Origin of the sequence: Streptomyces sp. NBC_00091 (assembly GCF_026343185.1) — a bacterium.
Classification (GTDB): Bacteria; Actinomycetota; Actinomycetes; order Streptomycetales; family Streptomycetaceae; genus Streptomyces.
The window spans coordinates 2,826,440-2,852,620 of record NZ_JAPEMA010000001.1 but is presented as its reverse complement, the minus strand read 5'-3'; the positions used below and the strand labels follow the sequence as shown (position 1 = coordinate 2,852,620).

At 70.3% G+C, this 26,181-nt stretch carries 30 protein-coding genes, 1 pseudogene and 1 riboswitch; of the genes and pseudogenes, 20 read left to right on the top strand and 11 right to left on the bottom strand.

What is annotated here, in order from left to right:
- Positions 1-55: 55 nt before the first annotated feature.
- From OOK34_RS13200 to OOK34_RS13190, 3 genes are all read left to right on the top strand, one after another.
- Complete coding sequence (locus OOK34_RS13200) at positions 56-445, top strand: CBS domain-containing protein (RefSeq protein ID WP_267034051.1); 390 nt, start codon at positions 56-58, stop codon at positions 443-445.
- 53 nt (positions 446-498) lie between these two features.
- A complete protein-coding gene (locus OOK34_RS13195) occupies positions 499-810 on the top strand; it encodes an SCO5918 family protein (RefSeq protein ID WP_267034050.1) in 312 nt (103 codons plus the stop codon).
- An 890-nt stretch (positions 811-1,700) separates the two neighbouring features.
- Positions 1,701-2,039 (top strand): MerR family transcriptional regulator, encoded by a 339-nt coding sequence (locus OOK34_RS13190; RefSeq protein WP_267034049.1) that lies wholly within the window; start codon positions 1,701-1,703, stop codon positions 2,037-2,039.
- Positions 2,040-2,468: 429 nt separating this feature from the next.
- Here OOK34_RS13190 and OOK34_RS13185 read toward each other — a convergent pair whose 3' ends face one another.
- The 3 genes from OOK34_RS13185 to OOK34_RS13175 form a co-directional block, all read right to left on the bottom strand.
- On the bottom strand, positions 2,469-2,678 hold the full coding sequence (locus OOK34_RS13185; RefSeq protein WP_267034048.1) for a hypothetical protein: 210 nt from the start codon (positions 2,676-2,678) through the stop codon (positions 2,469-2,471).
- Between the two features lie 64 nt (positions 2,679-2,742).
- The gene (locus OOK34_RS13180) at positions 2,743-3,111 is read right to left on the bottom strand and encodes a hypothetical protein (RefSeq protein WP_267034047.1); all 369 of its coding nucleotides are present in this window, start codon (positions 3,109-3,111) and stop codon (positions 2,743-2,745) included.
- Positions 3,108-3,374, bottom strand: a complete 267-nt coding sequence (locus tag OOK34_RS13175) for a hypothetical protein (RefSeq protein ID WP_267034046.1) — start codon at positions 3,372-3,374, stop codon at positions 3,108-3,110. Before OOK34_RS13175 ends, OOK34_RS13180 begins: the two co-directional genes overlap by 4 nt.
- A 197-nt stretch (positions 3,375-3,571) precedes the next feature.
- Between OOK34_RS13175 and OOK34_RS13170 the strand changes: the two genes are divergently transcribed.
- The gene (locus tag OOK34_RS13170; protein WP_267034045.1) at positions 3,572-4,048 is read left to right on the top strand and encodes a hypothetical protein; all 477 of its coding nucleotides are present in this window, start codon (positions 3,572-3,574) and stop codon (positions 4,046-4,048) included.
- Positions 4,049-4,061: 13 nt separating this feature from the next.
- Here OOK34_RS13170 and OOK34_RS13165 read toward each other — a convergent pair whose 3' ends face one another.
- Positions 4,062-4,943, bottom strand: coding sequence for an IS5 family transposase (locus tag OOK34_RS13165; RefSeq protein ID WP_267034044.1), 882 nt, complete (start codon positions 4,941-4,943; stop codon positions 4,062-4,064).
- 390 nt (positions 4,944-5,333) lie between these two features.
- On the bottom strand, positions 5,334-5,495 hold the full coding sequence (locus tag OOK34_RS13160) for a hypothetical protein (RefSeq protein WP_267034043.1): 162 nt from the start codon (positions 5,493-5,495) through the stop codon (positions 5,334-5,336).
- Positions 5,496-5,699: 204 nt separating this feature from the next.
- Between OOK34_RS13160 and OOK34_RS13155 the strand changes: the two genes are divergently transcribed.
- The 4 genes from OOK34_RS13155 to OOK34_RS13140 all read left to right on the top strand — a co-directional run bounded on the left by OOK34_RS13155 (position 5,700) and on the right by OOK34_RS13140 (position 9,892).
- Positions 5,700-6,134 carry a hypothetical protein gene (locus OOK34_RS13155; protein WP_267034042.1) on the top strand — a complete coding sequence of 145 codons (435 nt, stop codon included), beginning with the start codon at positions 5,700-5,702 and terminating at the stop codon, positions 6,132-6,134.
- A 37-nt stretch (positions 6,135-6,171) separates the two neighbouring features.
- Positions 6,172-8,241 carry a hypothetical protein gene (locus tag OOK34_RS13150; protein WP_267034041.1) on the top strand — a complete coding sequence of 690 codons (2,070 nt, stop codon included), beginning with the start codon at positions 6,172-6,174 and terminating at the stop codon, positions 8,239-8,241.
- The gene (locus OOK34_RS13145) at positions 8,238-8,771 is read left to right on the top strand and encodes a hypothetical protein (RefSeq protein ID WP_267034040.1); all 534 of its coding nucleotides are present in this window, start codon (positions 8,238-8,240) and stop codon (positions 8,769-8,771) included. Before OOK34_RS13150 ends, OOK34_RS13145 begins: the two co-directional genes overlap by 4 nt.
- A 731-nt stretch (positions 8,772-9,502) precedes the next feature.
- A complete protein-coding gene (locus OOK34_RS13140) occupies positions 9,503-9,892 on the top strand; it encodes a restriction endonuclease (RefSeq protein WP_323183484.1) in 390 nt (129 codons plus the stop codon).
- A 372-nt stretch (positions 9,893-10,264) separates the two neighbouring features.
- Here the strand turns inward: OOK34_RS13140 and OOK34_RS13135 are convergent, their stop codons facing one another.
- Positions 10,265-10,984 carry a DUF4232 domain-containing protein gene (locus tag OOK34_RS13135; protein ID WP_267034039.1) on the bottom strand — a complete coding sequence of 240 codons (720 nt, stop codon included), beginning with the start codon at positions 10,982-10,984 and terminating at the stop codon, positions 10,265-10,267.
- Between the two features lie 332 nt (positions 10,985-11,316).
- Here OOK34_RS13135 and OOK34_RS13130 point away from each other — a divergent pair, with 332 nt between their 5' ends.
- Positions 11,317-12,855, top strand: coding sequence for a helix-turn-helix transcriptional regulator (locus OOK34_RS13130; RefSeq protein ID WP_267034038.1), 1,539 nt, complete (start codon positions 11,317-11,319; stop codon positions 12,853-12,855).
- Between the two features lie 129 nt (positions 12,856-12,984).
- Here OOK34_RS13130 and OOK34_RS13125 read toward each other — a convergent pair whose 3' ends face one another.
- The 4 genes from OOK34_RS13125 to OOK34_RS13110 form a co-directional block, all read right to left on the bottom strand.
- Positions 12,985-13,125 carry a hypothetical protein gene (locus tag OOK34_RS13125; RefSeq protein ID WP_267034037.1) on the bottom strand — a complete coding sequence of 47 codons (141 nt, stop codon included), beginning with the start codon at positions 13,123-13,125 and terminating at the stop codon, positions 12,985-12,987.
- A complete protein-coding gene (locus tag OOK34_RS13120) occupies positions 13,122-13,487 on the bottom strand; it encodes a hypothetical protein (protein WP_267034036.1) in 366 nt (121 codons plus the stop codon). The genes OOK34_RS13125 and OOK34_RS13120 overlap by 4 nt, the downstream gene beginning before the upstream one ends.
- Positions 13,484-13,750 carry a hypothetical protein gene (locus OOK34_RS13115; RefSeq protein WP_267034035.1) on the bottom strand — a complete coding sequence of 89 codons (267 nt, stop codon included), beginning with the start codon at positions 13,748-13,750 and terminating at the stop codon, positions 13,484-13,486. Before OOK34_RS13115 ends, OOK34_RS13120 begins: the two co-directional genes overlap by 4 nt.
- Positions 13,751-13,937: 187 nt before the next feature.
- A complete protein-coding gene (locus OOK34_RS13110; protein ID WP_267034034.1) occupies positions 13,938-14,408 on the bottom strand; it encodes an Lrp/AsnC family transcriptional regulator in 471 nt (156 codons plus the stop codon).
- A 94-nt stretch (positions 14,409-14,502) separates the two neighbouring features.
- On the opposite strand from OOK34_RS13110, the gene OOK34_RS13105 reads away from it, so the two are divergent.
- The 7 genes and pseudogenes from OOK34_RS13105 to OOK34_RS13075 all read left to right on the top strand — a co-directional run bounded on the left by OOK34_RS13105 (position 14,503) and on the right by OOK34_RS13075 (position 20,755).
- A complete protein-coding gene (locus tag OOK34_RS13105) occupies positions 14,503-15,366 on the top strand; it encodes an LLM class flavin-dependent oxidoreductase (protein ID WP_267034033.1) in 864 nt (287 codons plus the stop codon).
- Positions 15,363-15,791, top strand: coding sequence for a nucleoside deaminase (locus OOK34_RS13100; RefSeq protein ID WP_267034032.1), 429 nt, complete (start codon positions 15,363-15,365; stop codon positions 15,789-15,791). Before OOK34_RS13105 ends, OOK34_RS13100 begins: the two co-directional genes overlap by 4 nt.
- Positions 15,792-16,235: 444 nt before the next feature.
- Positions 16,236-16,421 (top strand): annotated as a pseudogene (locus OOK34_RS13095) (helix-turn-helix domain-containing protein); the annotation flags it as partial.
- Positions 16,422-16,751: 330 nt separating this feature from the next.
- Positions 16,752-17,483 carry a 3-oxoacyl-ACP reductase family protein gene (locus OOK34_RS13090; RefSeq protein ID WP_267034031.1) on the top strand — a complete coding sequence of 244 codons (732 nt, stop codon included), beginning with the start codon at positions 16,752-16,754 and terminating at the stop codon, positions 17,481-17,483.
- 113 nt (positions 17,484-17,596) lie between these two features.
- Complete coding sequence (locus OOK34_RS13085) at positions 17,597-18,106, top strand: cupin domain-containing protein (protein WP_267034030.1); 510 nt, start codon at positions 17,597-17,599, stop codon at positions 18,104-18,106.
- A gap of 139 nt (positions 18,107-18,245) precedes the next feature.
- Complete coding sequence (locus OOK34_RS13080) at positions 18,246-18,632, top strand: nuclear transport factor 2 family protein (RefSeq protein WP_267034029.1); 387 nt, start codon at positions 18,246-18,248, stop codon at positions 18,630-18,632.
- 143 nt (positions 18,633-18,775) lie between these two features.
- A complete protein-coding gene (locus tag OOK34_RS13075; protein WP_267034028.1) occupies positions 18,776-20,755 on the top strand; it encodes a hypothetical protein in 1,980 nt (659 codons plus the stop codon).
- A 20-nt stretch (positions 20,756-20,775) separates the two neighbouring features.
- Here OOK34_RS13075 and OOK34_RS13070 read toward each other — a convergent pair whose 3' ends face one another.
- The gene (locus OOK34_RS13070) at positions 20,776-21,456 is read right to left on the bottom strand and encodes a DUF885 family protein (RefSeq protein ID WP_267034027.1); all 681 of its coding nucleotides are present in this window, start codon (positions 21,454-21,456) and stop codon (positions 20,776-20,778) included.
- A gap of 165 nt (positions 21,457-21,621) precedes the next feature.
- Positions 21,622-21,806: riboswitch (cobalamin riboswitch) on the top strand.
- A gap of 228 nt (positions 21,807-22,034) precedes the next feature.
- Here OOK34_RS13070 and OOK34_RS13065 point away from each other — a divergent pair.
- The 4 genes from OOK34_RS13065 to OOK34_RS13050 are packed head-to-tail and all read left to right on the top strand — an operon-like array spanning position 22,035 to position 26,150.
- Positions 22,035-23,270: an ABC transporter substrate-binding protein gene (locus tag OOK34_RS13065; protein ID WP_267034026.1), complete on the top strand. Its 1,236-nt coding sequence runs from the start codon at positions 22,035-22,037 to the stop codon at positions 23,268-23,270.
- An 8-nt stretch (positions 23,271-23,278) separates the two neighbouring features.
- Complete coding sequence (locus OOK34_RS13060; protein WP_267034025.1) at positions 23,279-24,370, top strand: iron ABC transporter permease; 1,092 nt, start codon at positions 23,279-23,281, stop codon at positions 24,368-24,370.
- Positions 24,367-25,437 carry an ABC transporter ATP-binding protein gene (locus tag OOK34_RS13055; protein ID WP_267034024.1) on the top strand — a complete coding sequence of 357 codons (1,071 nt, stop codon included), beginning with the start codon at positions 24,367-24,369 and terminating at the stop codon, positions 25,435-25,437. The genes OOK34_RS13060 and OOK34_RS13055 overlap by 4 nt, the downstream gene beginning before the upstream one ends.
- On the top strand, positions 25,431-26,150 hold the full coding sequence (locus OOK34_RS13050; protein ID WP_267034023.1) for a (2Fe-2S)-binding protein: 720 nt from the start codon (positions 25,431-25,433) through the stop codon (positions 26,148-26,150). Before OOK34_RS13055 ends, OOK34_RS13050 begins: the two co-directional genes overlap by 7 nt.
- The last annotated feature ends 31 nt before the right edge of the window (positions 26,151-26,181 follow it).

Sequence of the window (26,181 nt, the reverse complement as noted above, 5' to 3'; positions counted from 1 at the left end):
CGTGATCAGAAGACTGACCTATCTCTGCAGGAGGCACGTTGTGACGCTGGTCCGGATGCAGCCCCGCTCCGCCAGAGCCAATCCGGCGCCCCGGACGGTGGACGACGCCATGGAGGCGGCAGGCCCGCAGGTCTGTGACGACATGACCGTAGAGGTTGCCCTGTCCGTCATGGCCAGTGCCCGCGCGGTTCATCTGCTGGTCTGCGACGAGTACGGCCTGTGCACCGGGCTGGTCACCCGGGCCCAACTCGCCGCCATCCGCAACAGCAGCACGTACACGGACCGTATCCGGCTGCGCGAGGCCCTCGGCGACCGCGGGCCGTTCACCTCGCCCATGACCACCATGGCCGAGGCGGAACACGCGATGAGCTACCGCCGGCTCGACGCCCTGCCCGTGGTCGACGAACAACGCAGCGCTCTGGGCATCCTCGCCCTTGCACGCTGACCCGCCTCAGCGCGGCAGAACCGCCCCCCTCTCCCTTCTTCCTGTGAGGCAACATGCGCTGTGTCATCGCCCGCTTCCCGTTCGACCTGACCAAGAGCGGCGTCCTGGAATCGATGAAGGGCATCAAGCCCGAGGAGGTCGTCGGCTACTCCGTGATCATCGGCCGCCGCGTGTACCCCGTGAAGCAGGTCGGCCAGGTCATCACCCGCCAGGACAGGCGTGACTTCAGCGTCGGTGAAGTCCTGCGGGCCATGACCCAGCTCGGCTTCACCTGCCGCGGACTCCCCCGGGCCGCCGCGCCCACGCGCGTCCTCAGTCCCCTCCAGCACGCATCCGCGATGCTCGGCGTCCCTGTGGCGGTCTGACCGACTCGACCGGCGCGAGCCGGAACCCCGAACAGCGAGGAGGGCCCGACCGGCACACGCCGGTCGGGCCCTCCCACGTACACAGGGGCTTCTTACGTGGCCGCCCGGTCAGTGGCGCCGATTACCTCCTCCTCAGCTGCACGAAAATCTATCGTGGCTGGAGTAGACATTGGATGGTGGCGTAGTTATGGTTTCTCTCGTAGCCCAGAGAGACAGTAGGGCCTGGCAGAGACGAACTGCCGGGCAGCAGTACGAGTAGTTGCAGTTCAGCAGGGCGGTGCGGTTGTGGAGTGTCGAAGCCAGAGCGGTTGCAGGACGGCGACGGGACTGACGACCGGACCGGGCGGCCCGCAGTGATCAGGGGCCGCCGAGAGAAGTTCCGCAGTTAACGCAGTGGCAGTACCCGTGAATGCAGTGCGCAGTACCCAGCAGTGAAGTCAGTGAGAGCAGCACCTCGGTGAAGGCGTCGGCTGCGGACGCGCGCACCGGGAGGTTCGGCAGTGGGGTTCCAAGCCAGAGCAGACGCAGGACGGGCAACGGGGCTGGCTGCCGAAATGCGGCGCTGGGCAAGGCCGCAGAGTTGTATGCAGTACCGGCAGTACGCAGTTCCCGGAAGGTAAGCAGCTGATCACCGAGGGAAGAACGGAGGAGCCGAGCACCATCAGGATCGCCCGGGGAGAAGTCTGGGCCCGGGTACCGCAGGACATCGATAGTGAGGTGGTCTCCGGTCAAGCAACCGCGATCCCCGCACTCCCGGCAGCATCTCGGCCGGGTCGGCGGAAACACAGGGTCGGCGCAGTATCAGGGCCGACAGATGGTGTAGTAGTTCCTTCGGGGCCCTGGTGCCATTGGCACCAGGGCCCCTCCACGCGTTCCATGAGAGAGGTTCAATGACAGCAGACGATTCGTTCGGCCGCCTTGATGACGACGACTACCCCGCCTACACGATGGGCCGGGCCGCCGAGATGCTCGGCACCACGCAAGGCTTCCTCCGCGCACTCGGCGAAGCCCGCCTGATCACCCCGCTCCGCTCCGCCGGCGGACACCGCCGCTACTCCCGCTACCAGCTGCGCATCGCTGCCCGAGCCCGCGAACTCGTCGACCAGGGCACACCCATCGAGTCGGCCTGCCGCATCGTCATCCTCGAAGATCAGCTCGAAGAAGCCCAGCGCATCAATGCCGAATACCGCCGCGCCGCCGAATCGTCTACGCCGCCGGACTCCGCCTGAGCGAATTTGTCCGTCCGGGACTGTGGCCCCACGACCTCGAAATGCTTCCTGTGGTGACGGGGTGTGTGGGTGCAGGCGTGCCTGCACTTCCTCTCCACCGTCACCGTGGAACACCCTGAGCCGGAACTCCGCCTCAGTGGCGCAGCGCGAACGGCAGCTCGGGGTTCGGGACGGAGGACTTACTTATTGCCGTTCGACGACCAGCTGGACTGTGATCTCGGGCGCAGCCCACAGCGCGTGGCCGACGTCTGCCGGGCACTGGTCGCCGTCGTGCACGGCGGATCAGTCCCGCGGCGGCACTCCTCACCAGCGGTTGTGGCCTTCGCGGACACGTGGAGCCGGATGGTGCGGGGCATGTCTCCCTCGCTGCAGTCCCGTCGGGGGTGGCACCGCGCACCACCCCCGCACCACCTGCCTACCCTTCTCGAATCAGAGCAAGTGCGGCGGCGGTACGACCAGGACCACGGCCAGGAGGCGCGGCCTCCTCCGGGGGAGCGCCTGGGTCTCGAACCACCCGCCGGAGGGGAGCATGTGGCGGCGAGCCGTACCGGGGGTGGGGTCGCCGAGTTCGGACGGGTCGATGCCGAGGTCGGCCAGCTCGACGATCTGGTCGGCGACGGCCTTCACTTCATCGCGCACAACATCGGGTAGCCCACCTCGTCCTCGGCGTGGAAGGCGTACTCCCACACCCAACGGTCGTCGGTCACCGGGCAGCCTCGCCGGCGGTACGGAGGCCGGCTTCGGCGGCAGCGGCGTTGCGGATGCGGCTGATCTCGGCGGCGATGTCTCGGGCCTCGCCGAGGTCGGTGACCTCTCCGGCGCGGGCCTCAAGCAGGTGGAGTCGGGCGGCGGTCTCCGGGTGTCGGGCAATGGCCACCTCAACGGCCCACGCCTCCGTGAATGCGCGGAGGGGAATGGCCGAAACCTCGGCGCGCGCGCGGGCGGTGCTGGCCGCGCGGTCGCGGTCGAAATCGGCGAGCAGCTGCGGGGCCACCTGGGCGAGGGCCGCGCGGACGGCCTCGGGCTGGGCGGGGGGCTGCGGGATCGCGGACGGCTGGGGCGCGGTGCTCATGCGGCTTCGGTCCTCTCCTCCTGGTCGAGTTCGCCCGCACGGTAGGCGTTGGCAAGGGTGGTGACGTGCTGGCGGGACCAGCCGACGCGGCGGCCTGCCGCAGCTTTCTGCCCGTAGCGGTCGGCGGAGCCGATCCGGCCCACCGTGCGATTGAGGTGCGCCTGCGCCCGCGCAAGGGCTTGCTCGGCCTGACGGACGGCCTTCAGGGCGTCGTCCAGGTCGGCCTTCTCGTCGTCGGTCAGGGGTTCACTGGCGGCTCGCACAACCCGGGCATAAACCGTCACCACGACTTGACGCTATGGGACTCTCCCGCTGGAGGACCAAGCTGAGAGAAGCGACGCACCGTGGAAATGGGTGGAAGCTGATCCCTGAAGCGCACGGGCGCCGGGCGCCTAGGTCGTGTCCGATGGGTCGTGGAATCGCTTGGGCGTAAGCGAAGTGGTGCGGCGATGATGTGCAGGTGTTCTACGAAGATCTCAGCGAGTACGACTACCAGTCCGAGGATGCGTTCACGGACAAGGAGTCGGGCGTCTACACGCTCTGGTACCGCCCGGCGTACACCCGTCTGAACATCGGTTGGCTGGAAGCCGGCAAGCCGTACTCGACAGGGACCGCCCCCACAGCGTTCGTGGAGAAGCTGAAGGCTGTGCAGGAGGTCCAGTGGATGAACGTCTGCCTCGGCGTCCACGCGTGCGACCTGTGTCCTGCGGATGAGGCGCCGGAAGGAAACGGGGAGGTACGGATTCCGGGCGGGCCGGGCATCGCTTATGCCGCTCCGTCCCTGATCACGCACTACGTCACCGCCCACGGCTACCGGCCGCCGCAGTCCTTCGTGGATGCCGTTCTCGCTGTCGACCTCGATGCATGGGCCGCCACACGGTGGCCCGCCGTTCCCTTTCCCTGGGTTCCGGATGATGCGGAACGCATGCTGGAGTAGCGGCGAGCGAGGCTCACGTGCGCAGCCAGAGCCGTATCGAGGCGACGGTGACCGTTCCGTGAAAGACGTAGGCCCGCTTGTCGAAACGGGTCGCGACCGCACGGAAGATCTTTAGTCGGTTGATCGTCCGCTCCACTTCGTTGCGGCGCCGGTAGATCTCTCGGTCGAACCCGGTCGGACGGCCGCCCTTGCTGCCTCGCCGCTGGCGGTTGGCCCGTTGGTCCTTGGGCTCCGGGATCGTGTGCTTGATCTGGCGCCGCCGCAGATAGCGACGGTTGCGGCGTGATGAATAGGCTTTGTCGCCTCCAAGGTGATCGGGTCGAGTACGCGGGTGTCCGCCGGCGGGCCGCGGAACCCGGATCTGTTCCAACACGGGGATCAGCTGCGGGGCATCGCCCCATTGACCGGGCGTGATGACGAAGGCGAGTGGGCGAAGTCCGCCCTCACCCACCAAATGGATCTTGCAGGTCAGCCCGCCTCTTGAACGGCCCAGGGCCTCGTCTCCCCGATGACGGACGGGAGTGCTTCTTCTGCCGGTGACTCTCGGCGGGCGGGACTGGGCCCCAGCCGCGTGCTGATGAGCCCGGCAGGAGGTGGAGTCCACGCTCACCATGCTCCAGTCGATCCGACCCTCAGCGTCCGCGTCAGCCTGGACGGCCCGCAGGATCTTCTCCCACGTGCCGTCCGCTGACCACCTGCGATGGCGGTCGTGAACTGTCTTCCACTTCCCGAAACGGGACGGCAGATCCCGCCACGGCAAGCCAGTCCGCTGCCGGAACAGAATCCCGTTGATCACCCGGCGGTGACACTGCCACCTCCCACCCCGACCCACGCTTCTCGGCAAATGCGGTTCCAGCCGAGCCCATTCCTCATCCGAAAGATCACCCCGCCCCACGTCGACCGCAACGATCCACTGGAGGTGGAGTCACGCGACCCATCGGACACGACCTAGGGGGTTACCTCACGGCAGACAGCAGCCATGCGAAGCCGCCGACCGTGCCACAACGCGCCAGTAGAGGCGGTAAACAGCGGTCACCAGAGGGCTCGACGGGGGCCGCTCCCACGCCACTCCCGGCCACCATCTCAGCAGGTCAGAGGCTATGCGGGCCCTTGATTTCCGGGTGATTCCCAAGCTTATAGCGCGGGTTCGATTCCCGTCATCCGCTCTTGCAAGAAGGCCCAGGTCAGAGACCTGGGCCTTCTCTATTGTCTAGACCTGTTCAAGGGTCGCACACCACCTACGCACCACCTCGACGCCGACCAGGTCTCGGGCCTGCGACCATCCTCACGTGACCACCGCCGTAGACGTGAACGCATATGTGACCTGGCTGTCCGCGCGGGCATCCTCGTCGGGCTGAACCCTGAGTTGGAGCGGATTGGCGGGCGACGAGAGCAAGAACGCCAGATCACCGTAGAGCCACTCCGCTGAAGCAGTCTTGATGCTCACCGCTGCGACCTTCGCCACGATCGCCCCCAAGAGGCTGGGGCGGTGAAATCCGGCCGGCTGGTCCAGCTCAGCCGGCTGCCGGACATGTAGGTCGCGGGCCGGGGGAGTCGGGCGACACCTTCAGCCCTGGTAGCGCCGGAGAGGCGTTCTGAACGACGATGGGCGATGACTGGCGACGACGGGCGCGGGGGGAGAGACACCATCATGGGGTTCGAGCAGGACTGGGGTCAGGCGCGGTCCGCCGCGGCAGACCAGGCGGCGATGCGGCTGAACTCTGGGCCGCCGCCCGGCCCGCTGCTCCCCGGCACCGGGGACTTCGCCTCGACGCCCGCGGAGAAGAAGGCCGCGGCGAACACCATCGAGAACGACCTGGAGCCGAGCACCAAGAAGGCCGCGGACCACGCGGACGAGGCTTCGAACGGCGCGGTCAAGACCTTCGACGGCTGGAGCACTGCGGCCGGTCTGAAGAAGGTGCAAGAGACCTGGGACCGGCAGGTGACCGGGTTGATGGGCCGACTGGCCTCGGAGAAGACCGCGCTGCGCGGGACCTCGAACCTGTTCCTGCGCAACGACATCTCCACGGGCGACGGCTTCAGCATCCTGAAGCCGTCCCCGGACTCGAAACTGAACGAGCTCTAGGCGGCGGGCGCGAACCATGCTGACGTACCACGAGGTCATGACGACCGACTTCGGACAGCTGACCACGGCGGCGGCCAAGTGGGAGGCCATGGCCGCGGAGTTCAAGAAGGTCGAGGAACGCTACCGGGACAGCGTCCAGAAGATCACCATGGGTGGTCAGGCCTGGACGGGGGTGAGCGTGGGCGCGGCCCACACCAACTTCGCCGGCACCCGCTACGAGTACTCCGCCGCGCAGACGCAGGCGAAGGCGATCGGCGGCCTGCTGCGTGACGCGCACGAGCAGTTCACCGACCTGAAAAAGAAGGTCGAGTCCGCCCGCGACGACGCGGTGAAGGCGGGCATGAAGGTGTCCGACCAGGGCCGGTGCACCTTCGACTACTCCAAGGCGGACGCGGGCACGGCCAACGCCGCCCGGCACGACCCGGACCTGAAGAACATCGAGAACTCCTGGTCGCAGCACATCGACAGCGCGGTCAAGGCCCTCGACGACGCCGACCAGGGCGTGAAGATCGCGCTGGAGGCGGTCTGCGCGGACGGCTACGGCGAAATGAACGACACCACCTTCGGCACCGGCTTCAACGGCACGGCGCAGGGCGACGTCGAGGTGTACGAGGCGCGGAACGCGGAGGACATCGCGACCCGTCTGGCGGGGGGCGAGAAGATCCCGGCGGCCGAGCTGGCGGAGCTCCAGCGGTCCTTCCGAGACAACTCGGGCAAGCCCGAGTTCAGCCAGGTGTTCATCAACGGGCTGGGCGCGAAGGGCACGATCGAGCTGACGAACCGCCTCAACGACCAGATCCACGTCAAGAGCCCCGCCAACAAGGCGGACTACTCAGATCTACAGAAGGGCCTGGGGGCCACGCTCGCCTCGGCGACGAAGGACCCGAAGTCGGAGGTCTACAAGAAGTTCCGGGCCGACATGCAGAAGGAGGGTCTCGAGCGCCGCAACACCTCCTTCACCGATCTGCGACTGGAGAAGGCGTACGGCTACCAGTCGCTGGTCACGCTGATGAGCCAGGGCGGCGGGGACTACTCGAAGCAGTTCCTGCACGACATGGGCGACGACATCATGAAGGCGGAGAAGGGCCGGGAGGACATCTGGGTCATGAAGGGCGGCGAGTACAGCGGGGAGCGGACCGGCTGGTTCGCCAACGACCCGATGGACGGGCTGCTCGGCGTGATGAGCCACGACCCCGAGGCGTCGGCGTCCTATCTCAAGGACGAGGACCGGATGAAGCACCTCATGGAGCGCAACTGGGAGGTGGTGCTGGAGGCCAACGAACACGGCAACTCCGTGCACTACTCCGCCGCACTCGACAAGGACGACCGGGCGGGCTTCGCGGCCGCGCTGCAGGCCGGTGCCACAGGCATCGACCCGTCCGCGGAGAACCCGAAGTTCGTCGAGCACTCCGCCGACAACAAGGCCGTCTTCAAGAACACGATCGACCAGTTCGCGAAGGCCGGCGACGACCTTCCCGAGTCGCTGCGCGAGCCGATGGCGAACGTTCTGGTCAACCACGCCGACACGGTGCACGAGGTCACCAGCAGCGTGGACATGCGCTCCCTGGCGGTGCCGCAGAACGACATGTACGAGGTCATCAAGCAGGTCTCGAAGGACCAGGAGGCCTACGGGTCCCTGAACTACGGGATCAACCAGGCCATGGTCGCCGACATCCACGAGGCGGGCCAGAAGCACCCGGAGGAATCGCTGCTGCGCGCCGGGCGCACGGTGGGCTTCCTGGAGGAGGCCCGCACCGCGGCCGTCGGACCGGCCGGGACGGCTGCCTGGGACGAGAAGTGGATGTTCGACACGGCCATCGGCTACCTGCCCGCCTACGACGCGGAGGTCCAGGCCGGCTTCGACTACGTGGTCGACAAATGGCAGGCGGACGAACAGAAGCACATCGACCAGAAGTTCGCGGACAAGAACTACGAGGCCTATGAGAAGCGGAACGGCCAGCTGATGGCGCTCACCGACGAGTGGATGAAGCAGCACGACAAGGACGGCCCTCCTTTCGACTACCAGAACAAGATGGACCTGGCCGCCGGGGCGGGCGAGAGCCGTGCCAAGGGCGTCACCCCACCGCCGAGCGGGGGTGCCGAATGAGGCGGGCCCTGACTGCGGTCACGGCTGGTGCCGCCCTCCTGCTGTCCCTGGTGGCGTGCGACGCCGCCGACGAGGCCGCCCCGGGGACGATCTGCGGGACGCCCGTCTCTCCTGAGCTGTCCGACCCCCTGCTGAAGCCGTATGGGAAGATCACAGAGGCCAGCAAGGTGGACCGGAACGAACCACAGGTGTCAGCGCCCTGCGTGCTGACCGTGGACGGTGAACGCGCGCTCAGCTTCCGGTTCAGTTGGCACAAGGGTGCACCGGAGGACCTGCTGGCCCTCTCACGTGAGAGCAGGATTTACGGACTGGCGGAACCCCTCCGGGTGGATCTCGGCTTCGAGGACTCGGTGGTCGGCAACGATGGCGCCACGGCCACAACCCTGTGTAGGACAAGGGGCGGTGACCACTTCACCCTCCGGGTGCAGGTGGAACGCGCCGACAAGGCGAAGCGGGACCTACGGCCCGCCGTCGAGGCCTTCATGCGCACGTACATGGCGGAGACCCTGAAGACTCTGAACTGCAGCTGAGGGCACGGAGGTCGTCCGTCAGTGTCGTAAGCACGGTACGAGCTGCCGCTCCGCATCCCAACTGCCCTCACCTCCTCCCTCACATGGGGAGGCCGTGCCACAACGTGCCAGTCGGGGCGGTAAACAGCGGTCAACACGGGGCCGCCGAAGCGATCACGCCGAGGCCGTCAGCGCGCGTTCCTGCAGGTCAGGCACCATATACAAGTCCAAGTACCGGGTGATTCCCAAGCTTATGGCGCGGGTTCGATTCCCGTCATCCGCTCTTCCAAGAAAGCCCAGGTCAACGACCTGGGCCTTCTTCGTTGTCTAGACCTCTCAGGCCCTCACGCACAGGCGCTCAGGTTCGCCTGTTCGCAACCCTGAAGGCAGCCCTCAACCACACCGCTTGCGTAGCCAAGTTGGCGACGACGCGACACTCCCCCTACGCCTCCGAATGCCGTCGAAGGCGCTCCCTGTCGGGGCCCGGCGGGAGCCCATACCGACGGTCTCCTATCCGATCGTCTTCCCCAGCACGGGGAACGGCAGGTCAGCCGCCGCCCACCCGCGAAGAGGCGCAGGCGCACCAGCGCAGCGCGGCGCCGGAAGGCCACCGGCTCGGAGGAGCTGTGGTTCATCGGCCTGGTCGGCCTCGTGGCCCTCAGTCTGTCGTGGCGGTGGTGTCGTGGCTCGCCGCCCATCCTTGGGTTCTGGTGGTCGGCCTACTCGGCGCCGGTGCCGTGGGCGCGCTGTGGATGCGCCGGCGCCAGGAGGCCGCGCGATGGGACCAGGTCCGGACTCAAAGGCTGCGCTACGCCGTCGAGCACCTCGACAGCCTCCACCACAACGACTTCGAGTTCGCCGTACGGGACCTCATGCACCGCGACGGCTGCGCCGACGCCCAGAAGGTCGGCGGACGGGGCGACAACGGCGTGGACGTCAAAGCCACCGATCCCTACGGCCGCCGCTGGGTGATCCGGTGCAAGCACCGCAAGGCCGGTCGTGACCATCGCAGCCATGACATCGATGACGGAGACCTTCCACAAGGCCCTGCACAATGCGCCGGCCGGTCGCAACACTCTGATCGAGATGTTGGAACGGATCGCCGAGGACGGAGACGCGGTCCTCATCTCCCTGCTCCCTGACCAGGCCGACACTGCCCCTTACTTGCCTGAGGCCCGTGGTGCCGGGAGCCGGGCATCGAACTACCTCACCGAGTCCACCGGATCCTGGCCTGGCTGGACCGGCCCACCGGCGAGACCGGGGTACGTCGCGAGTCGGTCCGCAGAGGCCTTCTCGTACCCGCCGAACCGCCGGACTAGTCCGTCCCGGCGCTCGTGCGGCTTGTCGATCTTGCCCCGGAGCTGGGCCGACTCACGCTCCAGGGGCTTGAGCTCGTCTCGGACTGCCCCGCGTTCGGCGAGGCAGGTGTCTAGCGTTTCCTCGCCAGGACAGTTGAGCCCGCCCGGCGACACACCCCGTGGGACGGCCGGGGGCCGCAGCCACCGGAACTGCGTTCAGAAGGCGCTCAGCGCGTCGCGGGTGTTGGTGCGGTACAGGCCGACCTTCGGGTTGTCGACGCTGCCCGGCTTGGCCAGCCGGAGGCTGACGCCGTCCGCGTTCGGCATGTGCTCCTTGTCGGCCAGGACGTTGACCTCGTCGGCCACGGGGCCGTTGCCACCCGACGGGTTGAGGTCCACGGCCGCGTACGCGGTGGCGCCGGGGTGCACCGGGTACGCCGGGGCGCCGCCCAGACCACCGGGGGCAGTGGCCTGGAGACCGAGCGCGCCGCCCTTGGCGCTGAAGCCGACGGTGGGGAAGTAGTCCAGACCGCAGGAGGTGGAACCGTTGTTGGTCACGGTGATGACGCGGACGGTGGCCGGAGTGCCCGTCGGGGAAGTGACCTTGACGGTCAGGTTCCGCGCCGAGCAGGGGTGGTCGTAGGCGTAGGAGTCACCGGTGGTGTCCCCCTTGTCCTTGCCGCCCGAACCGGCCTTCGCCGGGGTGGCGGTGGCCGTGCCGGTTCCGGCGACCTTGCCGTCGGACGGGGCGGCGGAGGCGCCCTCCCCGGACGGCGTCACGGTCCCGGTCGAGACCTGCTTGTCCGCGCTCTTGGTCGCGGCGGGGTTCGCGGTCGGCCCGCCGGCGCTGTCCGAGCCGCCGCAGGCGGTCAGGGCCAGAGCGAGGCCGGCGGTGGCGGTGGCCAGGGCGGTGGTGCGGAGTCGGTAGGTGCGCATGGGGAACTCTCCGTGTCGGTGCGGTCGTCAGGCGGAGGCTTCCGCTTCCCGCCTGACGAGGCGTTGGGTGGGGCTGCTGTTCCGGTCGGCTGCTGCCGCAGGCGGTCGGTGGGGCGGGTGGGGGCCCTCCCGTTGCGACCGCCGAATCCGACCGTCGATCCGACCGTCGATCCGATCGGCGGACCGACGGGCTGATGACGCAACTGTGGGGCCGGTTTCGTTCCAGTGGCGACTGGACCGGGATAGTAGGAACCCTGGAACGCTCCCGACCCCTCTCACCTGGGCGATCGGGCGAGCCTGGAACGTGCTTCCGGGATGAGGGGGAGGGTGGAATGGCCACGGAGACGGAGCGGTTCGCGGAGCTGATGCGCGGATTCAAAGAGCGCTCGGGGCGCAGCTACGGCACGCTCGCGAAGCGTCTGCACTCCAGCAACTCGACGCTGCACCGCTATTGCAGCGGCGCGGCGGTGCCCACGGATTACGCCCCGGTGGAGCGGTTCGCCCGAGTCTGCGGTGCCTCGGCCGACGAACTGCTCGCGCTGCACCAGCAGTGGCTGCTGGCGCTGGTGGAGCGGCGGCGGGGGGTGACGGAGGGGCAGGCCTCGGGGTCGGGGGCGGCGAACTCCGCGGCGCCGCTGGGCGGTGACGCCGCGCCGGAGGTGCCGGCTGCATCGGCGGCGGTGGTGGTGGCTGGGGAGGCTTCGGAGGTCCTGCCGCAGGCGGAGACCGACCCCGCACCGGCCCCGGCGTCCGCAGCCGGGTCCGCCCAGGCGCCCGGACCTGCCGCTGCGGAGGTATCCGCCCCGGCGCCCACCCCCGCTCCCGCGCCGGCACCGGCGGAGGCCCCCGCCCCTGCACCGGCAACGGAGACACCCGCACACGCCCCCGCCGCCCGTATCCAGCCGGGCCCCGCCCGGGCCTTCGTACCGGGGGCACGGCGGCCTCGGCTGCTGCTCGCCGTTGCGGCCGCCGTGGCCACCGCCGCGGTGGCGGGGACCGCCGCCGCCGTCTCCGCCATGGGAGATACGGGTCGCGGGGACACGCGCCACGGCGCCGCCCAGCCGTCCTCGCGCGAGCGGACGGCGGCGGGCCCGGCCTTGCCGTCCGGCGGGTCGTCGTCACCCACGCCCCCAGCCGTTTCCGCACCCCCGTCCAGCCCCGGACCGTCGTCCACCTCGGCAACGTCCGCGCCCACCTCGGCAACGTCCGCGCCCACCTCGCAGGCCACCGCCAAGGAGGGGGCCTCCCCCACCGCCCCGTTCACGGTCAACGTCCTGCCCGACAACTGGGACAGCCCTTGCGACCAGTGGTTCGCCCTGGACAAGGCACCCGGCACGGTCCCCCCGCCCCCCGCCGGGCAGGCGACCGAAGGGTGGGCCCGGGCCCTGGACGCCGTCCCGGCGGGGCACCTGCGCATGCAGCTGACCGTCCAGGGCACCGAGGGCAAGGCCGCGGTCCTGCACGCGCTGTACGTCCATGTCGTGAGCGGCCGCAAGGCTCCCGGCTGGAACGCGTACACCATGGGCGCCGGTTGCGGCGGCGCACTGGTGCCGGCGTCCTTCGCCGTGGACCTGGACGACGCCTCCCCGAGGGCCAGGCCCGTACCCGGCAAGGAGGGCGAGCGGCCGACGGCCTCGACCGACTTCCCGTACAAGGTCTCCGCCACCGACCCCCAGGTGCTGAACATCGACGCCGCCACACTCGGTCAGGACGTCAGCTGGTACCTGGAGCTGGCCTGGAGCAGTGGCGACCGCAAGGGCACCACCCGCATCGACGACCACGGCCGCCCGTTCCGCACGGTCGCCCTGAACGCCGGCCACAGCTACTGGTACAACGCGAACAACAACGCCTGGCTGCCGTACACGGAATGAAAGACGCATTGCACCCGGTTCGAAAAGCGGCCGCAGTCCGGACTCCCTCTCCGCGAACCAGTCCAGGTGCCGCTTGACCTCCATGGAGAGGAAGGCCGGCAGGTGGATGGTGCGGACGCCCGCCGCCCGTCAGAGCAGGTGCGGCGGCGGTACGACCAGGACCACGGCGAGGAGGCGTGGCCTCATCCGGGGGAGCGCCTGGGTCTCGAACCATCCGCCGGAGGGGAGCGTGTGGCGACGAGCCGTACCGGGGGTGGGGTCGTCGGTCACCGAGCGGCCCCGCCCGCAGTACGAATGCCAGCTTCGGCGGCGGCGTTACGGATGCGGCTGATCTCGGCAGCGACGTGTCGGGCCTCGCCGAGGTCGGTGACTTCGGCGGCACGGGCCTCAAGCGCGCGGAGCCGGGCAGCGAGCTCCGGGAGCCGGGCGATGGCCACCTCGACGGCCCATGCCTCGGTGAAGGTGCGGAGAGGAACAGCGGACACCTCGGCGCGTGCGCGGGCGGTGCTGGCCGCGCGGTCGCGGTCGAAGCCGGCGACCAAGTGCGGGGCGACCTGAGCGAGGGCGGCACGGATTGCCTCGGGCTGGGCGGGCGGCTGCGGGATGACAGGCGGCTGGGGCGCGGTGCTCATGCGACTTCGGTCCTCTCCTCCTGGCCCAGTTCGCCCGCCCCGTAGGCGTTGGCGAGGGTGGTGACGTGCTGGCGGGACCAGCCGACGCGGCGGCCTACCGCGGCCTTCTGCCCGTAGCGGCCGGCAGAGCCGATGCGGCCCACCGTGCGATTGAGGTGCGCCTGCGCCCGCGCAAGGGCCTGCTCGGCCCGGCGGACGGCTTTGACGGCCTCGTCCAGGTCGGTCTTCTCGTCGTCGGTCAGGGGTTCACTCGTGGCTCGCACAACCCGAGCACAAACCGTCGCCTCGACTTGACGCTATGGCGCACGCATTAAGCACCAACGGTTTCCTCACGCCGACAGGCGCCGTGCGGAGTCGGCGGCCGCAGAGAAGGCCGCATGCCGCTGGTCGAACTGGGTCTCGGGCTGCCTTGCCCGGCCCGGCTCGGGCGTCCGCGTGCCACTTCGAGGACTACCTGACGGTATTCGCCCGAGGCTCTCGTGGGCCGCGGAACGGCAGCGCCCGGCTGAGGACCAGGTTGGTGGTCGTGCTCCCGAACTGGGCCAGCGCGTCGACGATCTCCTCCAGGTGGGCCATCGACGTGGTCGCCACCTTCAGGACGTAACAGTCGTCCCCCGTGGTGCGCAGGCACTCCAGGACCTCCGAGCGCTCCTCGAGCAGCCGGCGCAACGGCTCGTGCCGGGTCCCCGGCCCCGGGTACTTCAGCCGAACCACCGCCAGTACCGCGTAACCGGTCCGTTCCAGGTCCACCTCCGCCCGGTACCCCGCGATCACCTCGGCTGCCTCCAACCGCCGCACCCGCTCCTTCGTCGCCGACGCGCTCAGGTTCACCCGCCGTGCCAGCTCTGTGAACGCGATCCGACCGTCCCGTTGGAGTTCGGCCAGGATCGCCCAGTCCGTCGCATCAAGGCTCTCGGTCATCCGGCCAGAATACCGGCGAATCCACGGTCGAAACGCCTCTGAACAGGCGGGAATTACTTCTGGAGGCCCGTACGGCGTGGCTAGGCTCGGCGTTGTGAAGATCGGAGTCAACGTCCTCAATTTCGGCCCCGGCACCGACCCGGGAGTCCTTCGAAGCTGGGCCCAGACCGTCGAGGGCCTGGGCTTCGACCTGCTCATGCTCTCGGATCACGTCGCGATCACGCCCGACGTCGCCGAACGCTATCCAGCACCCTTCTACGAGCCCTTCACCACCTTGTCCTGGCTGTCCGGCCTCACCACCCGGGTCCGGCTCGGCACGACGGTCCTCATCACTCCCTACCGGCACCCGCTGCTCACCGCCCGGATGGCGGCCAACCTGGATGAACTGAGCGGGGGTCGGCTGGTCCTCGGCGTGGGGGTGGGCTGGGCGCGGAAGGAGTTCGCCGCCCTCGGGATCCCGTTCGAGCGGCGTGGACGACTGACCGACGACCACCTGCGGGACATGCGGGCGGCCTGGGCGGACACCGCCTCCTATGGAAACCGCAGGATCCCGGTGTGGGTCGGCGGCAACAGCGACGCGGGGCTGCGCCGGGCCGTGCGGCTCGGGGACGCATGGCATCCGCTGCGCTGCACCATGCCGTGGCTGCGCGAAGCCGCGGAAAGGCTGAGGGCGGCGGCGGACGAGCAACACCTCCCCGTGCCCGCCCTGGCCCCCCGCATCGCCCTCAAACTGGCTGCGGCACCGGTCAGCGGACCGCAACGACTCGCCGGTGAGGGCACGATCGACCAGATCATGGACGACCTCGACCAACTGCGGCTGCTGGGCGCCGAGTCCGTCGTCCTCGACACCTACAACGGCGACCCCCGCGAGACATGCCACCCGCAGGCGGCTTGGCAGGCACTCGCCACGGTGGCCGCGCACTTCTACCCACCCCGCACCAGAACGGAGCAGACATGACCACACCCGACGACCACGCCCTCCTCCGGCGGGCCATCGCGCTCGCGGCCAAGGCACGCGCGGGCGGCAACCCGCCGTTCGGGTCGCTGCTGTCGGGGCCGGACGGGGCAGTGCTGGCAGAGGAGCACAACACGACCCTCACCGACAGGGACATCACCGCGCACCCGGAACTGAAGCTGGCGAGATGGGCCGCGAGGGAGTTGGAAGCGGCCACGGCGGCGGAAACCACGATGTACACCAGCTGCCAGCCGTGCGAGATGTGCGAGGCGGTCATCCAACAGGCGGGCCTGCGGCGGGTGGTGTTCGCCCTGTCCAACGAACAGCTCCTGGACATCAGGCCGGGCAGCGGCCGGCCGCCCGTGCCGCAGGACGGCCCCGTGCTGCTCGACGAGGTGCGAGCCGTGGTCGAGGGGTACTACCGCTGACCGTCCGGCATCGCGGCCATCTCCCGGCTCCTCCGTCGACGCTGCTGGAGCTGTCCGGCTCGGCACGTATGCCGAGATGCCGGCAGCGGCACCGCGGCCGTCGACGCCGCCCGCGCGCAGCCGCCCTGCTGAAGCCCTGACCGATCCCTTGCACGCGAGAAGCGGTCAGGGCGCGAATGGCCTCGACTGAAGTTCAGCGCGGCATTCAGGGCCGGGGCGCCCCAACCCGTCACGTCTACGGGCCCGTGCCCCATCCGTGCCCAGAGGAGCGGTCAACAGCGGTCAGAACCGGCGAGAAGAGGCCTCCCGACGGCCCTCGCCTGGGCAGATACACGCAGGTCAGAAGGTCGCCAGCGTCAGACGGGGAGATGCGTCGCGAGCTGCTCCCACTGGCTTTGAGGAGCACCCGTGCCGAAGGACGCCGCCACCCCGTCTCGCCGGCCGATGCGCGCCGACGCCCGCCGCAACCTCGAGAAGATCGTGGCCGCCGCGGGGACCCTGATCGCCGAAGAGGGCGCCGACGCCTCCCTGGAGGGGGTCGCCCGCCGAGCGGGAGTCGGCTCGGCCACCCTTCACCGCCACCTCCCCTCCCGGCAGGCGCTCCTGGAAGCGGTCTTCAAGGACCGGGTCGAGACCCCGGCTGCTGAAGCTCGTGGGCGCCATCGCGCTGGCCACCGAGCGGGACGTCGACGGCCCGGCCGAAGCCGACCTCCTGGTGGCGATCGCGATCGACGGCGTACGCAGGCGCTGACCCCGGCGCTCGGTGATCGTTCGCGAGCAGCGGGCGCAGCGTCCGGCACTTGGTGTCGCCCTCGACGCGGCGGCCCGTGTCCGAACATCTGGTGCGCGTGGAGGGCGGTCACCGAGTGACCGGCGCACGAACGCCAGGTCGGATTCCCGCCAGCGCCGGCGATCACTTCCTCATTTCATTGAACCAGCAACCAATGACGAGGAGGACGCATGGACGGCAAGGCGATTCTGGTGACGGGCGGCAGCCGGGGCATCGGCGCGGCGACCGCGTTGCGGCTGGCCGAGCGGGGCGCCGATGTGGCCTTCACCTATGCCGCCGACGAAGCAGCGGCGAAGGAAGTGGTCCGCAGGATCGAGGCGACCGGCCGCAGGGGCATCGCCGTCAAGGCCGACGCGGGCAGGGTCGATGACGCGGCGGGAGCAGTGCACTGGGCGGCTCAGACCCTGGGTCGGCTCGACGTGCTCGTCAACAACGCGGGTGCCGGAGTCCTGGGCCCCCTCGACGCGCTTACCTTGGCCGACATCGACCGCGTTCTGGCGGTCAACGTGCGAGGCACTTTCCTCGCCTCGCAGGCCGCGGCGGAACGGATGAGCCAGGGCGGACGGATCATCACCATCGGCACCTGCATGACCCAGCGGGTCCCCGGCCCCGGCGGCACGCTCTACGCGATGAGCAAGTCCGCCCTGACCGGGCTCACCAAAGCTCTCGCCCGCGAACTCGGCGAACGAGGCATTACCGCCAATATCGTCCACCCCGGTCCGACCGACACCGACATGAACCCCGCCGACGGGCCCTACGCCGCCCCCCAGTCCGCGATGACCGCCCTCGGACGGTTCGGACGGCCAGAAGAGATCGCGGCCACGGTCGCCTTCCTCGCGAGCGAAGAAGCCGCCTACATCACCGGTGCCGAGTTCTCCGTCGACGGCGGCCACGCCGCCTGACCCGGCAGCACCCCTGCCCCCCTCAAGGGACCAGGTCTCGGCCGCGCGGGATCCGGGCGGGCGGCTGCCGGGCCGGGAGCCCGTTTCGGCCCGGCGGTCAACTTCGAGGAGTCATGGTGAAGATCTGGAACGAGAACAACGGAGCGGCCGCCGCGCTGGTCGTGCGGCCCGAGGAAGCCGAACACGTAGCCCTGCCGCACGGCGGCGGCTTCCGGCTGCTGTCGGACGCCGTCGACACCGGTGGCGCACTGGGCGCCAACCGCCTCACCCTCGGTGAGGGCGCGGACGGCGCGCGGCCGCACTACCACGCGCTGTCGACGGAGCTCTTCTATGTGCTCGACGGGGCCGTGGAGTTCCTTGTCGGCGACACGATGGCCTCGGTGGGCCAGGGCAGCTTGGTCGTCGTGCCGCCGAAGGTGCCGCATGCCTTCGGTGCGGCTGCCGGCTGCACCGCGGACCTGCTCGCGGTCCTGACACCGGGCGTCGATCGCTTCGAGTACTTCCGAGCGCTGGGCCGCATCCAGCACGGGCTGGACCCCTTCGGCAGCCTCCTGCCCGAACAGGACCGCTACGACGTACATTTCCTCGACCCCACCACCTGGCAGTCCCTGCGTACCCCGTAGCACCGCCGCCGGCTGTAGCTCGGCCGTTCCGCCGGCTCGGAGGGCGGCGCCGGCGAATACCGGTCGGTCCGCCGCGCGACTCGGCCGAGCCCCGCGAAGGATCGGACACCGACAGTGATCGGGCTGCTACGTTCCGCGCATGGACTTCACCGCTATCGCCACCGCCTTCACCAATCACTACTACTCGTCCTTCGACGCAGGTGGCGCGACCCGCCATGGGCTCGCAACCGTCTACCGGCCCGAGTCGATGCTCGCCTGGGAGGGCCGGCAGGTTCAGGGGGCGTCGGACATCATCGCCGCCCTGACGAAGCCCGAACTCGGCACCGTCAAGCACGCGGTGACCACGGTCGACTCGCAGCCCGCGCCGGGTGGCGGCGTCCTGGTCTCCGTGACCGGCACCCTCGCCGTCGACAACGCCCACGACAAGCCCATGTCGTTCACGGAGACGTTCAACCTGCAGCCGATCCCCGGGCAGCCCGGCGGCTTCTTCGCGTACAACCAGATCTTCCGCCTGATCTTCTCCTGAACCATCCGGTCCGGGTGCGGCGCCGTGCGCCGGAAGGCTGCTTTAACTGGCTGTAAACGACCTGACGCGCAGCGTGACGGCGATGGCAGGATCGACCGCGCTCGGCCGTCCAGGCCGTGCCCGTCGATTCTCGGGAGTCGCTCATGACCGCAGTCGAGTTCGGGACCACGCCTTCGGAACGGTTGGAGCGGCTGCGGGGGGAGCTGCAGGGCAAGCCTGTGGGCACCCGCTCCGCCCGGCACATACAGCCGTCGCGCGGATCGAACCTCCTGCTCGGGGTGATGCTGCACGCGGCGGCCCGGCTGGAGGCCGGGCTGGAGCTGACGGACCTCGAGGAGCGGATGGTGGCCCCGCTGCGACTGCTCCTGCCGGAGGAGGAGGTCCACGACTTCGGGCGCCTGTACCGGGAGGAGACCTCGGCGCGCACGACGGCCGCGGTGCTCCCGGAGGTGCTCACCCGCCGTACCGTGGCCGACGGGTACGCGATGGAGGACCTGATCAAGGACCTTCCCGCGCTGCGGGAGGAGATCCTCGCCCAGGCCAACGTCAGCGTCGTCGACCTGAGCACCTCCACCCAGGAGGGCGACACCTTCGACACCGCGGAGTTCATCGCCGGCCAGGCCGCCTACGGCTACGGGGCGACGCTGGTGACCGCGTCCGAGCCGCCGCCCGCCGAAGAGCCCGGCGTGAACGCCTCGTTCGTCGCGCGGGTCGACATGTACTCGTTCCTGTGCGAGGACGAGTCCAACGAATGGTCCGCGTCCGACGAGATCTACTGGGGGGCGAGCTCGGTGGGCGCGTTCAGCACCCGCCAGGAGCTCCTCAGCCGGGTGTTCACCAACGTCGACAAGGGCGAATGGCACGACTTCGGTGCCAACACCACGCTCTACAACGGCCGCGTGGACACCACCCTGGTGTGCAACATCTCCTGCTGGGAGGAGGACGACGGCGGCGAGCCCTGGCGGAACCAGCTCCGGGACAAACTGCGGGCCATCAGCGTCGAACTGCAGAAGTTCGTCGACACCATGGAGATCTACGGATACCTGGCACCCCAGTACGGCGACTTCCTCGACTACGTCCAGATCACCGCGATCGTCGCCCGCATCATCGCCTGGCTCATCGACCTGTTCCGCAACAACGACGACCTCATCCAGGAACGCACGCTCGTCTTCACCCAGGCCGCGCTGCGCCAGTTGGTCACCACCGGCGGGTCCGGCTCGACCGGCTGGGTCTTCAACGGCGGCGACGCCGAGGGCCGCCACCGTCTCCAGCTCAAGTGGATCGGCAGCCCGCCTCCCGTCGACGCCCCCGGCGACATCAAGCTGGTCTCCCCCGCGAACAACCAGTGGGGCACGACCATCAGGCTCCCCGGACACACCGACTGGGGTCCCTCGCTGGCCGTCCACAACGGCGACCTCCACGTCGCCTCCCGCGGACTCAACGGCGGCGTCCACATCGGCAGGATCAGCGGCGGCGCATGGCAGGGCTACGGCTACGTTCCCGGCCTCACCAGCTGGACCCCGCCGACGCTGGCCGTGAACGCCGGTTCCCTGTACGTGTCCAGCGGCGGAGAAAGGGGAGAGCTGTACGTCTCGCGCCTGGGCGGATCCGGCTGGGAGGCACCCGCCACCCTCCCCGGGAGCACCTCCGCCGGCCCGGCCCTCGCCGGCCGCAACGGCACCCTGCACTGCGCGGTCCGGGGCTGGGGAACCGACGCCTACGTCTACCTGTCCTGGCTCAACGGCTCCGCCTGGGGCGCCTTCACCAGGGTCGCCAGCCTCCAGACCTTCCACGCCCCGGCCCTGACCACCCTGGGCGACAAGCTCTACCTGGCCTGCGTCGGCTTCGACGGCGCGACGTACGTCCTGAACCACAACGGCAGCGCCTGGTCCGCGGCGACCAACCTCGGCGGCACCACCGACAGCGCCCCGGCCCTGACCGTCCGCAATGGCGTCCTGTACTGCGCGGTACGCGGACTGGACTCCGCCATCTACCTCAACTCCTTCAACGGCACCACCTGGACCGGCTTCGTGCAGCAGGTCCCCGGCGCGGCCACCATGTCGGAGCCCGCCATGGCGGGCGGCACCGGCGACACCCTCCACATCGCCTACCGCAGCGCCTGACTCACACGCCCCCCGATTCCTCAGGCGAGCACCAGGGCGGCCAGGTCGAACAGGGCGCTGTGGAAACGACGGAGTGAGAAGCCGCCGCCCCAGCGGGCCCTGGCCTGCTCGCGCAGGTCGAGAACGGCGAACTTGCCCCAGGTGTAACGGCCGTAGCCGGGGTCGAACAGCCCGCGCTCGGCCTCGTGCAGGGCCGCGGGTCCGGCCAGCGAGACGTCCTCGGTGAACCGCGCCGCCGCGTCCGACAGGGTCATGGCTCCGGTGTGGAGTCCGATGGCGCAGGCGAAGCGGGTGACTCTGCGCAGCCCGTCCTGCGCGACCGCGACGGCGACGCGCGGGTCGCCGTCGCGGAAGCCCTGCTCCAGGGCCAGCTCCTCGCAGTAGTGGGCCCAGCCCTCGATGAAGGCATCGGAGTGGAGCGTGCGGCGGACGTCGGTCGCCGCACGGCGCAGCGCCCTGAAGTGGCTGGCGTGCCCGGGTGCCACCTCGTGGATGGCCATGTTCGGCATCAGGGTGCGGTTGAAGCCGGTCGACAGCCACTGCTCGCTCTGCGCCCTCGTCCAGTCGGTGTCCGGGAGGGTGACGCGGAAGCTGCCGGCGGCGTCGGCCTCGTGGGGCGCGGACGCGAAGAGGCCGGCCAGCGCCCGGCGCTGGGAGTCGGGCATCGGCTGGACGACCACCTCGACGTCGTGGTGCGGCACCAGATCGTGCCGGGCGGTCCAGGCGAGCGCTGGTCGACCGCCTCTCGGCAGCCTGGGCCGCGTTGTCGCGGAGCGGTGACCGCCACCGTGCCACAACGCGGCAGTAGGCAGTAGGCGCCACCTCCTGTGGCTGGTCGCACAGTTGTGGGTCTGGCGTGGCCGTGGCCGGTTCTGCGATGCTTCCGTCCGACAAGCGACGGCGGAACGAGGAAGCCGGTGAGATTCCGGCACGGTACCGCCACTGTGTAGGGGGAGCGACTCCGCCATGGCCACCGCCCCATCCGGGGGTGGGAAGGCCGGAGAAGCGTTGATCCCGAGTCAGGAGACTCACGCCGTCGCACCTCGAAGTACGGGGCGGATTTCCCCAGGAGAGGCGGTGGCACTCGTGTGCCTGCGTATGTGTGGTGGCAGCTTCGGGCTGCCCGCGACCCGTCGGAGCCGGTCTGCCCGACCTGCCACTAGGGCCCGTTCACCCAGGTTCTGACGGCCTCTTCCCTCAGCGGGTCCCTTCCCGTACGCCCCATCACGCGCCCCGGAGTGCCGGTGCGCGCTGCCCACGCATGTCACCAGGAGTCACCTTGTCCGTACGATCCGCCATGCCCGGACGCCGTCAGGCAGCCGCGGCGGTCTTCCTCGCCGCCGCCCTCACGCTCACCGCGTGCGGCGGCGAATCCGGCCCGCCCTCCGATGCCAAGGCCCAGGCCGCCGGTGAGGGCTGCATCAAGGACTTCGACCCGGCCAAGGACTATTTCCCAGTCAAGTCGACGGTGAAGCACGCCAAGAACTTCACGCTCCGGTACGAGAAGAGCTACCAGGTCCTCACCGTCAACGAGCCCTTCCCCAAGGGCAAGCCGGAGTCGTACGTGCTGGTCAAGTGCGGTGCTCCGAAGCCGGAGCTGTCCGGTGAGCTGGCGTCCGCACAGCAGCTCACGGTTCCGGTCAAAAGCCTGTACTCCGCCTCGACCACCCACCTGCCGCTGCTCACCGAAACGGGCACCCTGGACGTCCTGACGGGTGTCGCGAGCACCGCGAACATCTCCTCCGCCCAGGTGATCGAGCGGGTGAAGGCGGGCAGGGTCACCGAGTACGCCAAGGACCGCACCCTCAACGCCGAAACCGTCATCGGGGCCAAGCCGGACGCCCTGATGACCCAGGGCACCGACGACCCCCAGTACCCCAAGCTGCGCCAGGCGGGCATCGCCGTGGTAGCCAACGCCGAGTGGCTGGAGGCCAGTCCGCTGGGGCGCGCCGAGTGGGTCAAGGCGATGGCCGCGCTCACGGGTGCGGAGAAGCGTGCGGGCGAGGTGTTCGACACCGTCGAGGGTGACTACCGGAAGGTCGCCGAGAAGGGGGCGCAGGCGGTCACGGCGGGCAAGCCCGTCGAGGTCCTGCCCGGCACGATGCACCAGGGCACCTGGTACATGCCCGCCGGCGGCAGCTACGCCGCCCAGCTGATCAAGGACGCGGGCGGCACCTACCCGTGGGCCGGCGAAGCGGGCACCGGCAACCTCCAGCTGAACTTCGAGGCCGTGTACGCGAAGGGCGGCGAGGGGCCCGTCTGGCTCGTCGGCGAGAAGTGGAAGAACACCGCGGACGCGGTGAAGGCCGACAGCCGGTACGGGCAGCTGAAGGCGGTCTCCGGCGGAGCGGTCTGGACGAACACGAAGGCGCTGGGACCCGGCGGCGGCAACGACTACTTCGAGCGCGGCGTGCTGCGCCCGGACCTGGTCCTGGCCGACCTCTTCGCGCTGCTCCACCCGGACCAGGCGCAGGGGCACGCCTTCACCTTCTACGCCCAGGTGCCCAAGGCGTGACGACGCACATGGCAACCGCACCCGCCCAAGCCCCGGACGCCCCGCGGGCGGTACGGCCGGGGCGGCGACGCCTCGCCGTCGTCCTCACCCTCGCGGCCGGTGCCGCCGCGCTGTTCGTCCTCACCATCGCGACCGGCTCCCACCGGGTGCCGGTCGCGGAGGTGGTGCGGGTCCTGTTCGGCGGTACCGCCGCCGACCCGAGATGGACGGTCATCGTCGAGCAGGTCCGCCTGCCCCGCGCGCTGACCGCCACCGCCGTCGGCGCGGCCCTCGCCGTGGCGGGCGTACAGATGCAGACCCTGTTCCGCAACGCGCTGGCCGACCCGTTCTCCCTCGGGGTGAGTTCGGGCGCCAGCATGGGCGTCGCCGCCGTGGTCGTCGGCACCGGCGGGGTCGCCGGAAGCTTCACCGGAAACCTGGCCGGGCTGGGGCGCGTGGGCGTCGTCCTGGCCGCCTCGCTCGGCGCCGGCGCCGTGCTGGCCCTCGTCCTGCTCCTCTCGCGGTGGGTGCGGTCGGCCGTCACCCTGCTCGTCATCGGCGTCATGATCGGCTCGGCGGCCACCGCGGTGGTGGGCGTGATGCTCGTCTACGCCCGGCCCGAACGCGCCCAGCAGTTCGTCATGTGGGGCCTGGGCAGCTTCAGCGCCACGACCTGGCCCGACCTCCGGGTCATGCTTCCCGTCATCGGCGCGGGCCTGCTGACCGCGCTGCTGACCGCCAAACGCCTCAACGCCCTGCTGCTCGGCGAGGACTACGCCCGCACCATGGGGCTGAACGTACGGCGCAGCCGCGATCTGGCGCTGCTCGGCACCTCGCTGCTGGCGGGCGCGGCGACCGCGTTCTGCGGCCCGGTCGCCTTCCTGGGCCTCGCGGTGCCGCACCTGACGCGCGTGGCGCTGGGGACCTCGGACCACCGGGCGCTGATCCCGGCGTCGATGCTCGCGGGGGCGTTCCTCGCGTTGGCGTGCGCGCTGCTGAGCCAGCCGCCCGGCACCGACTCCGTGCTGCCGCTCAACGCCATCACCTCACTGTTCGGCGCCCCCGTCGTCATCGCGTTCCTGATCCGCAGCCGCCGCGGCGTACAAGGAGTGGCCTCGTGACCGACACCGTGACCGACATCGTGAGCAGTACCGCCGACGCTCCGGACCGCCCCGGCGGACTGGCCACCCAGGGGCTCGCCGTCGGCTACCGCACCCGACCGCTGCGCGGGCGCGGAGCGGGCCGGGCCGTGCTGTCGGGGCTCGACCTGGAAGCGCGGGCCGGTGAACTGACCGTACTGCTCGGGCCCAACGGCGCGGGCAAGTCCACGCTGCTGCGCACCCTGTGCGGGCTCCTCCCGGCGCTCGACGGCCGGATACGCATCGGCGGGGCCGACCTGGCGCACCAGCCGCCGGCCGCTCTCGCCCGACGGCTGGCCGTCGTCCTGACCGACCGGGTGGACCCCGGGCTGCTGTCCGTACGCGAACTGGCCGGGCTCGGCCGTCACCCGCACACCGGGTTCACCGGCCGCCTCACGGCCGCGGACCACGCGGCCGTCGAGTGGTCGCTGAAGGCGGTCGGCGCGGGGCATCTGGCGGACCGGCCGGCCGCCGAGCTCTCCGACGGCGAACGCCAACGCGTCCTGACCGCGCGAGCCCTCGCCCAGGAGCCCGAGGTCGTCCTCCTCGACGAGCCGACCGCCTTCCTCGACGTGCCCTCGCGCGTGGCCCTCACGGTGCTGCTGCGCGACCTCGCCCGGGACAAGGGCCTCACCGTCGTGGTCAGCACCCACGACCTGGAGCTGGCCCTGCGCGTGGCCGACGCCGTATGGCTGGTCGACCGCGACTCCCGCGTCCACGCGGGTGCTCCCGAGGACCTGATCCGCAGCGGCGCCGTCGCGGGCGCCTTCGACGCCGACCACCTCGCCTTCGACCCGGTCTCCGGCAGCTTCGGACTGCGCCGTACCGCGCGGGCCGGCGTGGCGGTGGAGGCGCCGTCCGATGTGCTCCCGCTCCTCGAGCGGGCCCTGGCCCGGGAAGGACTGGCCGTCGCGGACCCGGGCGACCCGGCCGCCACCACCCGGGTGAGCTGGGACGGAGCGGACCGGCTCACCCTCACCGGACCGGACGGGCAGGTCGTCCGCACCCGCGGCTTCCACGAGCTGACGCGGACGGTACGGACATGGTGAACGCGGCCATCACCCCCGACACCTTGGCGCGGATCTCCGCGATCGGCCCCTACTTCGCGGTGGCCACCGGGCCCCGCCCCGAGGCCGACGGCTTCCGGCCGCTGACCGACCTGTACGCCGGCCCGCGCGCGCTGGAGGAATGCGTACGGGCCGTCTCCGGGCGGCTGGGCACCGACCAGCCGCGGGTGGCCGCGTCCACCCTGCACCTGGGCACCGCCTCACGGCTCTGGTCGATCGCTCTGGCCTGCGCCACGCTCACCGGCCGCGTGCCCGACCTGGCACCCGACCGGCTGTGGTGGCGCCTGCCCGCCTCCGGCCCCCTCGACCTGTGGCTGCCCGGCCTGCGGGAGCTGGACCAGGAACCGCACCCGGCCCTGCACCACACCGTCGCCGTCCAGAACCTGGCCCCCTGGTCCGACGCCGTACGGCGCGTATCCGGCGTCTCCCCGCACACCCTGCGCGGCAACGCCGCATCCGCGCTGATCGGAGCCCACCGCGTGCTGCTCGCCAGGGTGGCGGACGCCCCGTTCCCCGTCGTGCCGCTCGTCCGCGGACTGCTGGACCGCCCGCCGCTGGCAGGCGCCGGCGCCTGCCGCACCACCCCCGCCGGGCCGCTCGCCTTCCGGCGCCGCAGCTGCTGCCTGTACTACCGCGTACCGGGCGCGGGCACCTGCGGCGACTGCGTCCTCAACCCCGGGGAGAAGACCTCATGACCACCACCGAGCCGACCGTCATCGAGACCCC

Excerpts from the sequence above, each read along its gene's own strand:
- OOK34_RS13200 (WP_267034051.1), top strand. The coding sequence starts at position 56 with ATGCAGCCCCGCTCCGCCAGAGCCAATCCGGCGCCCCGGACGGTGGAC.
- OOK34_RS13195 (WP_267034050.1), top strand. The coding sequence starts at position 499 with ATGCGCTGTGTCATCGCCCGCTTCCCGTTCGACCTGACCAAGAGCGGC.
- OOK34_RS13190 (WP_267034049.1), top strand. The coding sequence starts at position 1,701 with ATGACAGCAGACGATTCGTTCGGCCGCCTTGATGACGACGACTACCCC.
- OOK34_RS13180 (WP_267034047.1), bottom strand. The coding sequence starts at position 3,111 with ATGAGCACCGCGCCCCAGCCGTCCGCGATCCCGCAGCCCCCCGCCCAG.
- OOK34_RS13155 (WP_267034042.1), top strand. The coding sequence starts at position 5,700 with ATGGGGTTCGAGCAGGACTGGGGTCAGGCGCGGTCCGCCGCGGCAGAC.
- OOK34_RS13150 (WP_267034041.1), top strand. The coding sequence starts at position 6,172 with ATGACGACCGACTTCGGACAGCTGACCACGGCGGCGGCCAAGTGGGAG.
- OOK34_RS13145 (WP_267034040.1), top strand. The coding sequence starts at position 8,238 with ATGAGGCGGGCCCTGACTGCGGTCACGGCTGGTGCCGCCCTCCTGCTG.
- OOK34_RS13140 (WP_323183484.1), top strand. The coding sequence starts at position 9,503 with ATGCGCCGGCGCCAGGAGGCCGCGCGATGGGACCAGGTCCGGACTCAA.
- OOK34_RS13135 (WP_267034039.1), bottom strand. The coding sequence starts at position 10,984 with ATGCGCACCTACCGACTCCGCACCACCGCCCTGGCCACCGCCACCGCC.
- OOK34_RS13130 (WP_267034038.1), top strand. The coding sequence starts at position 11,317 with ATGGCCACGGAGACGGAGCGGTTCGCGGAGCTGATGCGCGGATTCAAA.
- OOK34_RS13120 (WP_267034036.1), bottom strand. The coding sequence starts at position 13,487 with ATGAGCACCGCGCCCCAGCCGCCTGTCATCCCGCAGCCGCCCGCCCAG.
- OOK34_RS13110 (WP_267034034.1), bottom strand. The coding sequence starts at position 14,408 with ATGACCGAGAGCCTTGATGCGACGGACTGGGCGATCCTGGCCGAACTC.
- OOK34_RS13100 (WP_267034032.1), top strand. The coding sequence starts at position 15,363 with ATGACCACACCCGACGACCACGCCCTCCTCCGGCGGGCCATCGCGCTC.
- OOK34_RS13090 (WP_267034031.1), top strand. The coding sequence starts at position 16,752 with ATGGACGGCAAGGCGATTCTGGTGACGGGCGGCAGCCGGGGCATCGGC.
- OOK34_RS13085 (WP_267034030.1), top strand. The coding sequence starts at position 17,597 with ATGGTGAAGATCTGGAACGAGAACAACGGAGCGGCCGCCGCGCTGGTC.
- OOK34_RS13080 (WP_267034029.1), top strand. The coding sequence starts at position 18,246 with ATGGACTTCACCGCTATCGCCACCGCCTTCACCAATCACTACTACTCG.
- OOK34_RS13075 (WP_267034028.1), top strand. The coding sequence starts at position 18,776 with ATGACCGCAGTCGAGTTCGGGACCACGCCTTCGGAACGGTTGGAGCGG.
- OOK34_RS13060 (WP_267034025.1), top strand. The coding sequence starts at position 23,279 with ATGGCAACCGCACCCGCCCAAGCCCCGGACGCCCCGCGGGCGGTACGG.
- OOK34_RS13050 (WP_267034023.1), top strand. The coding sequence starts at position 25,431 with ATGGTGAACGCGGCCATCACCCCCGACACCTTGGCGCGGATCTCCGCG.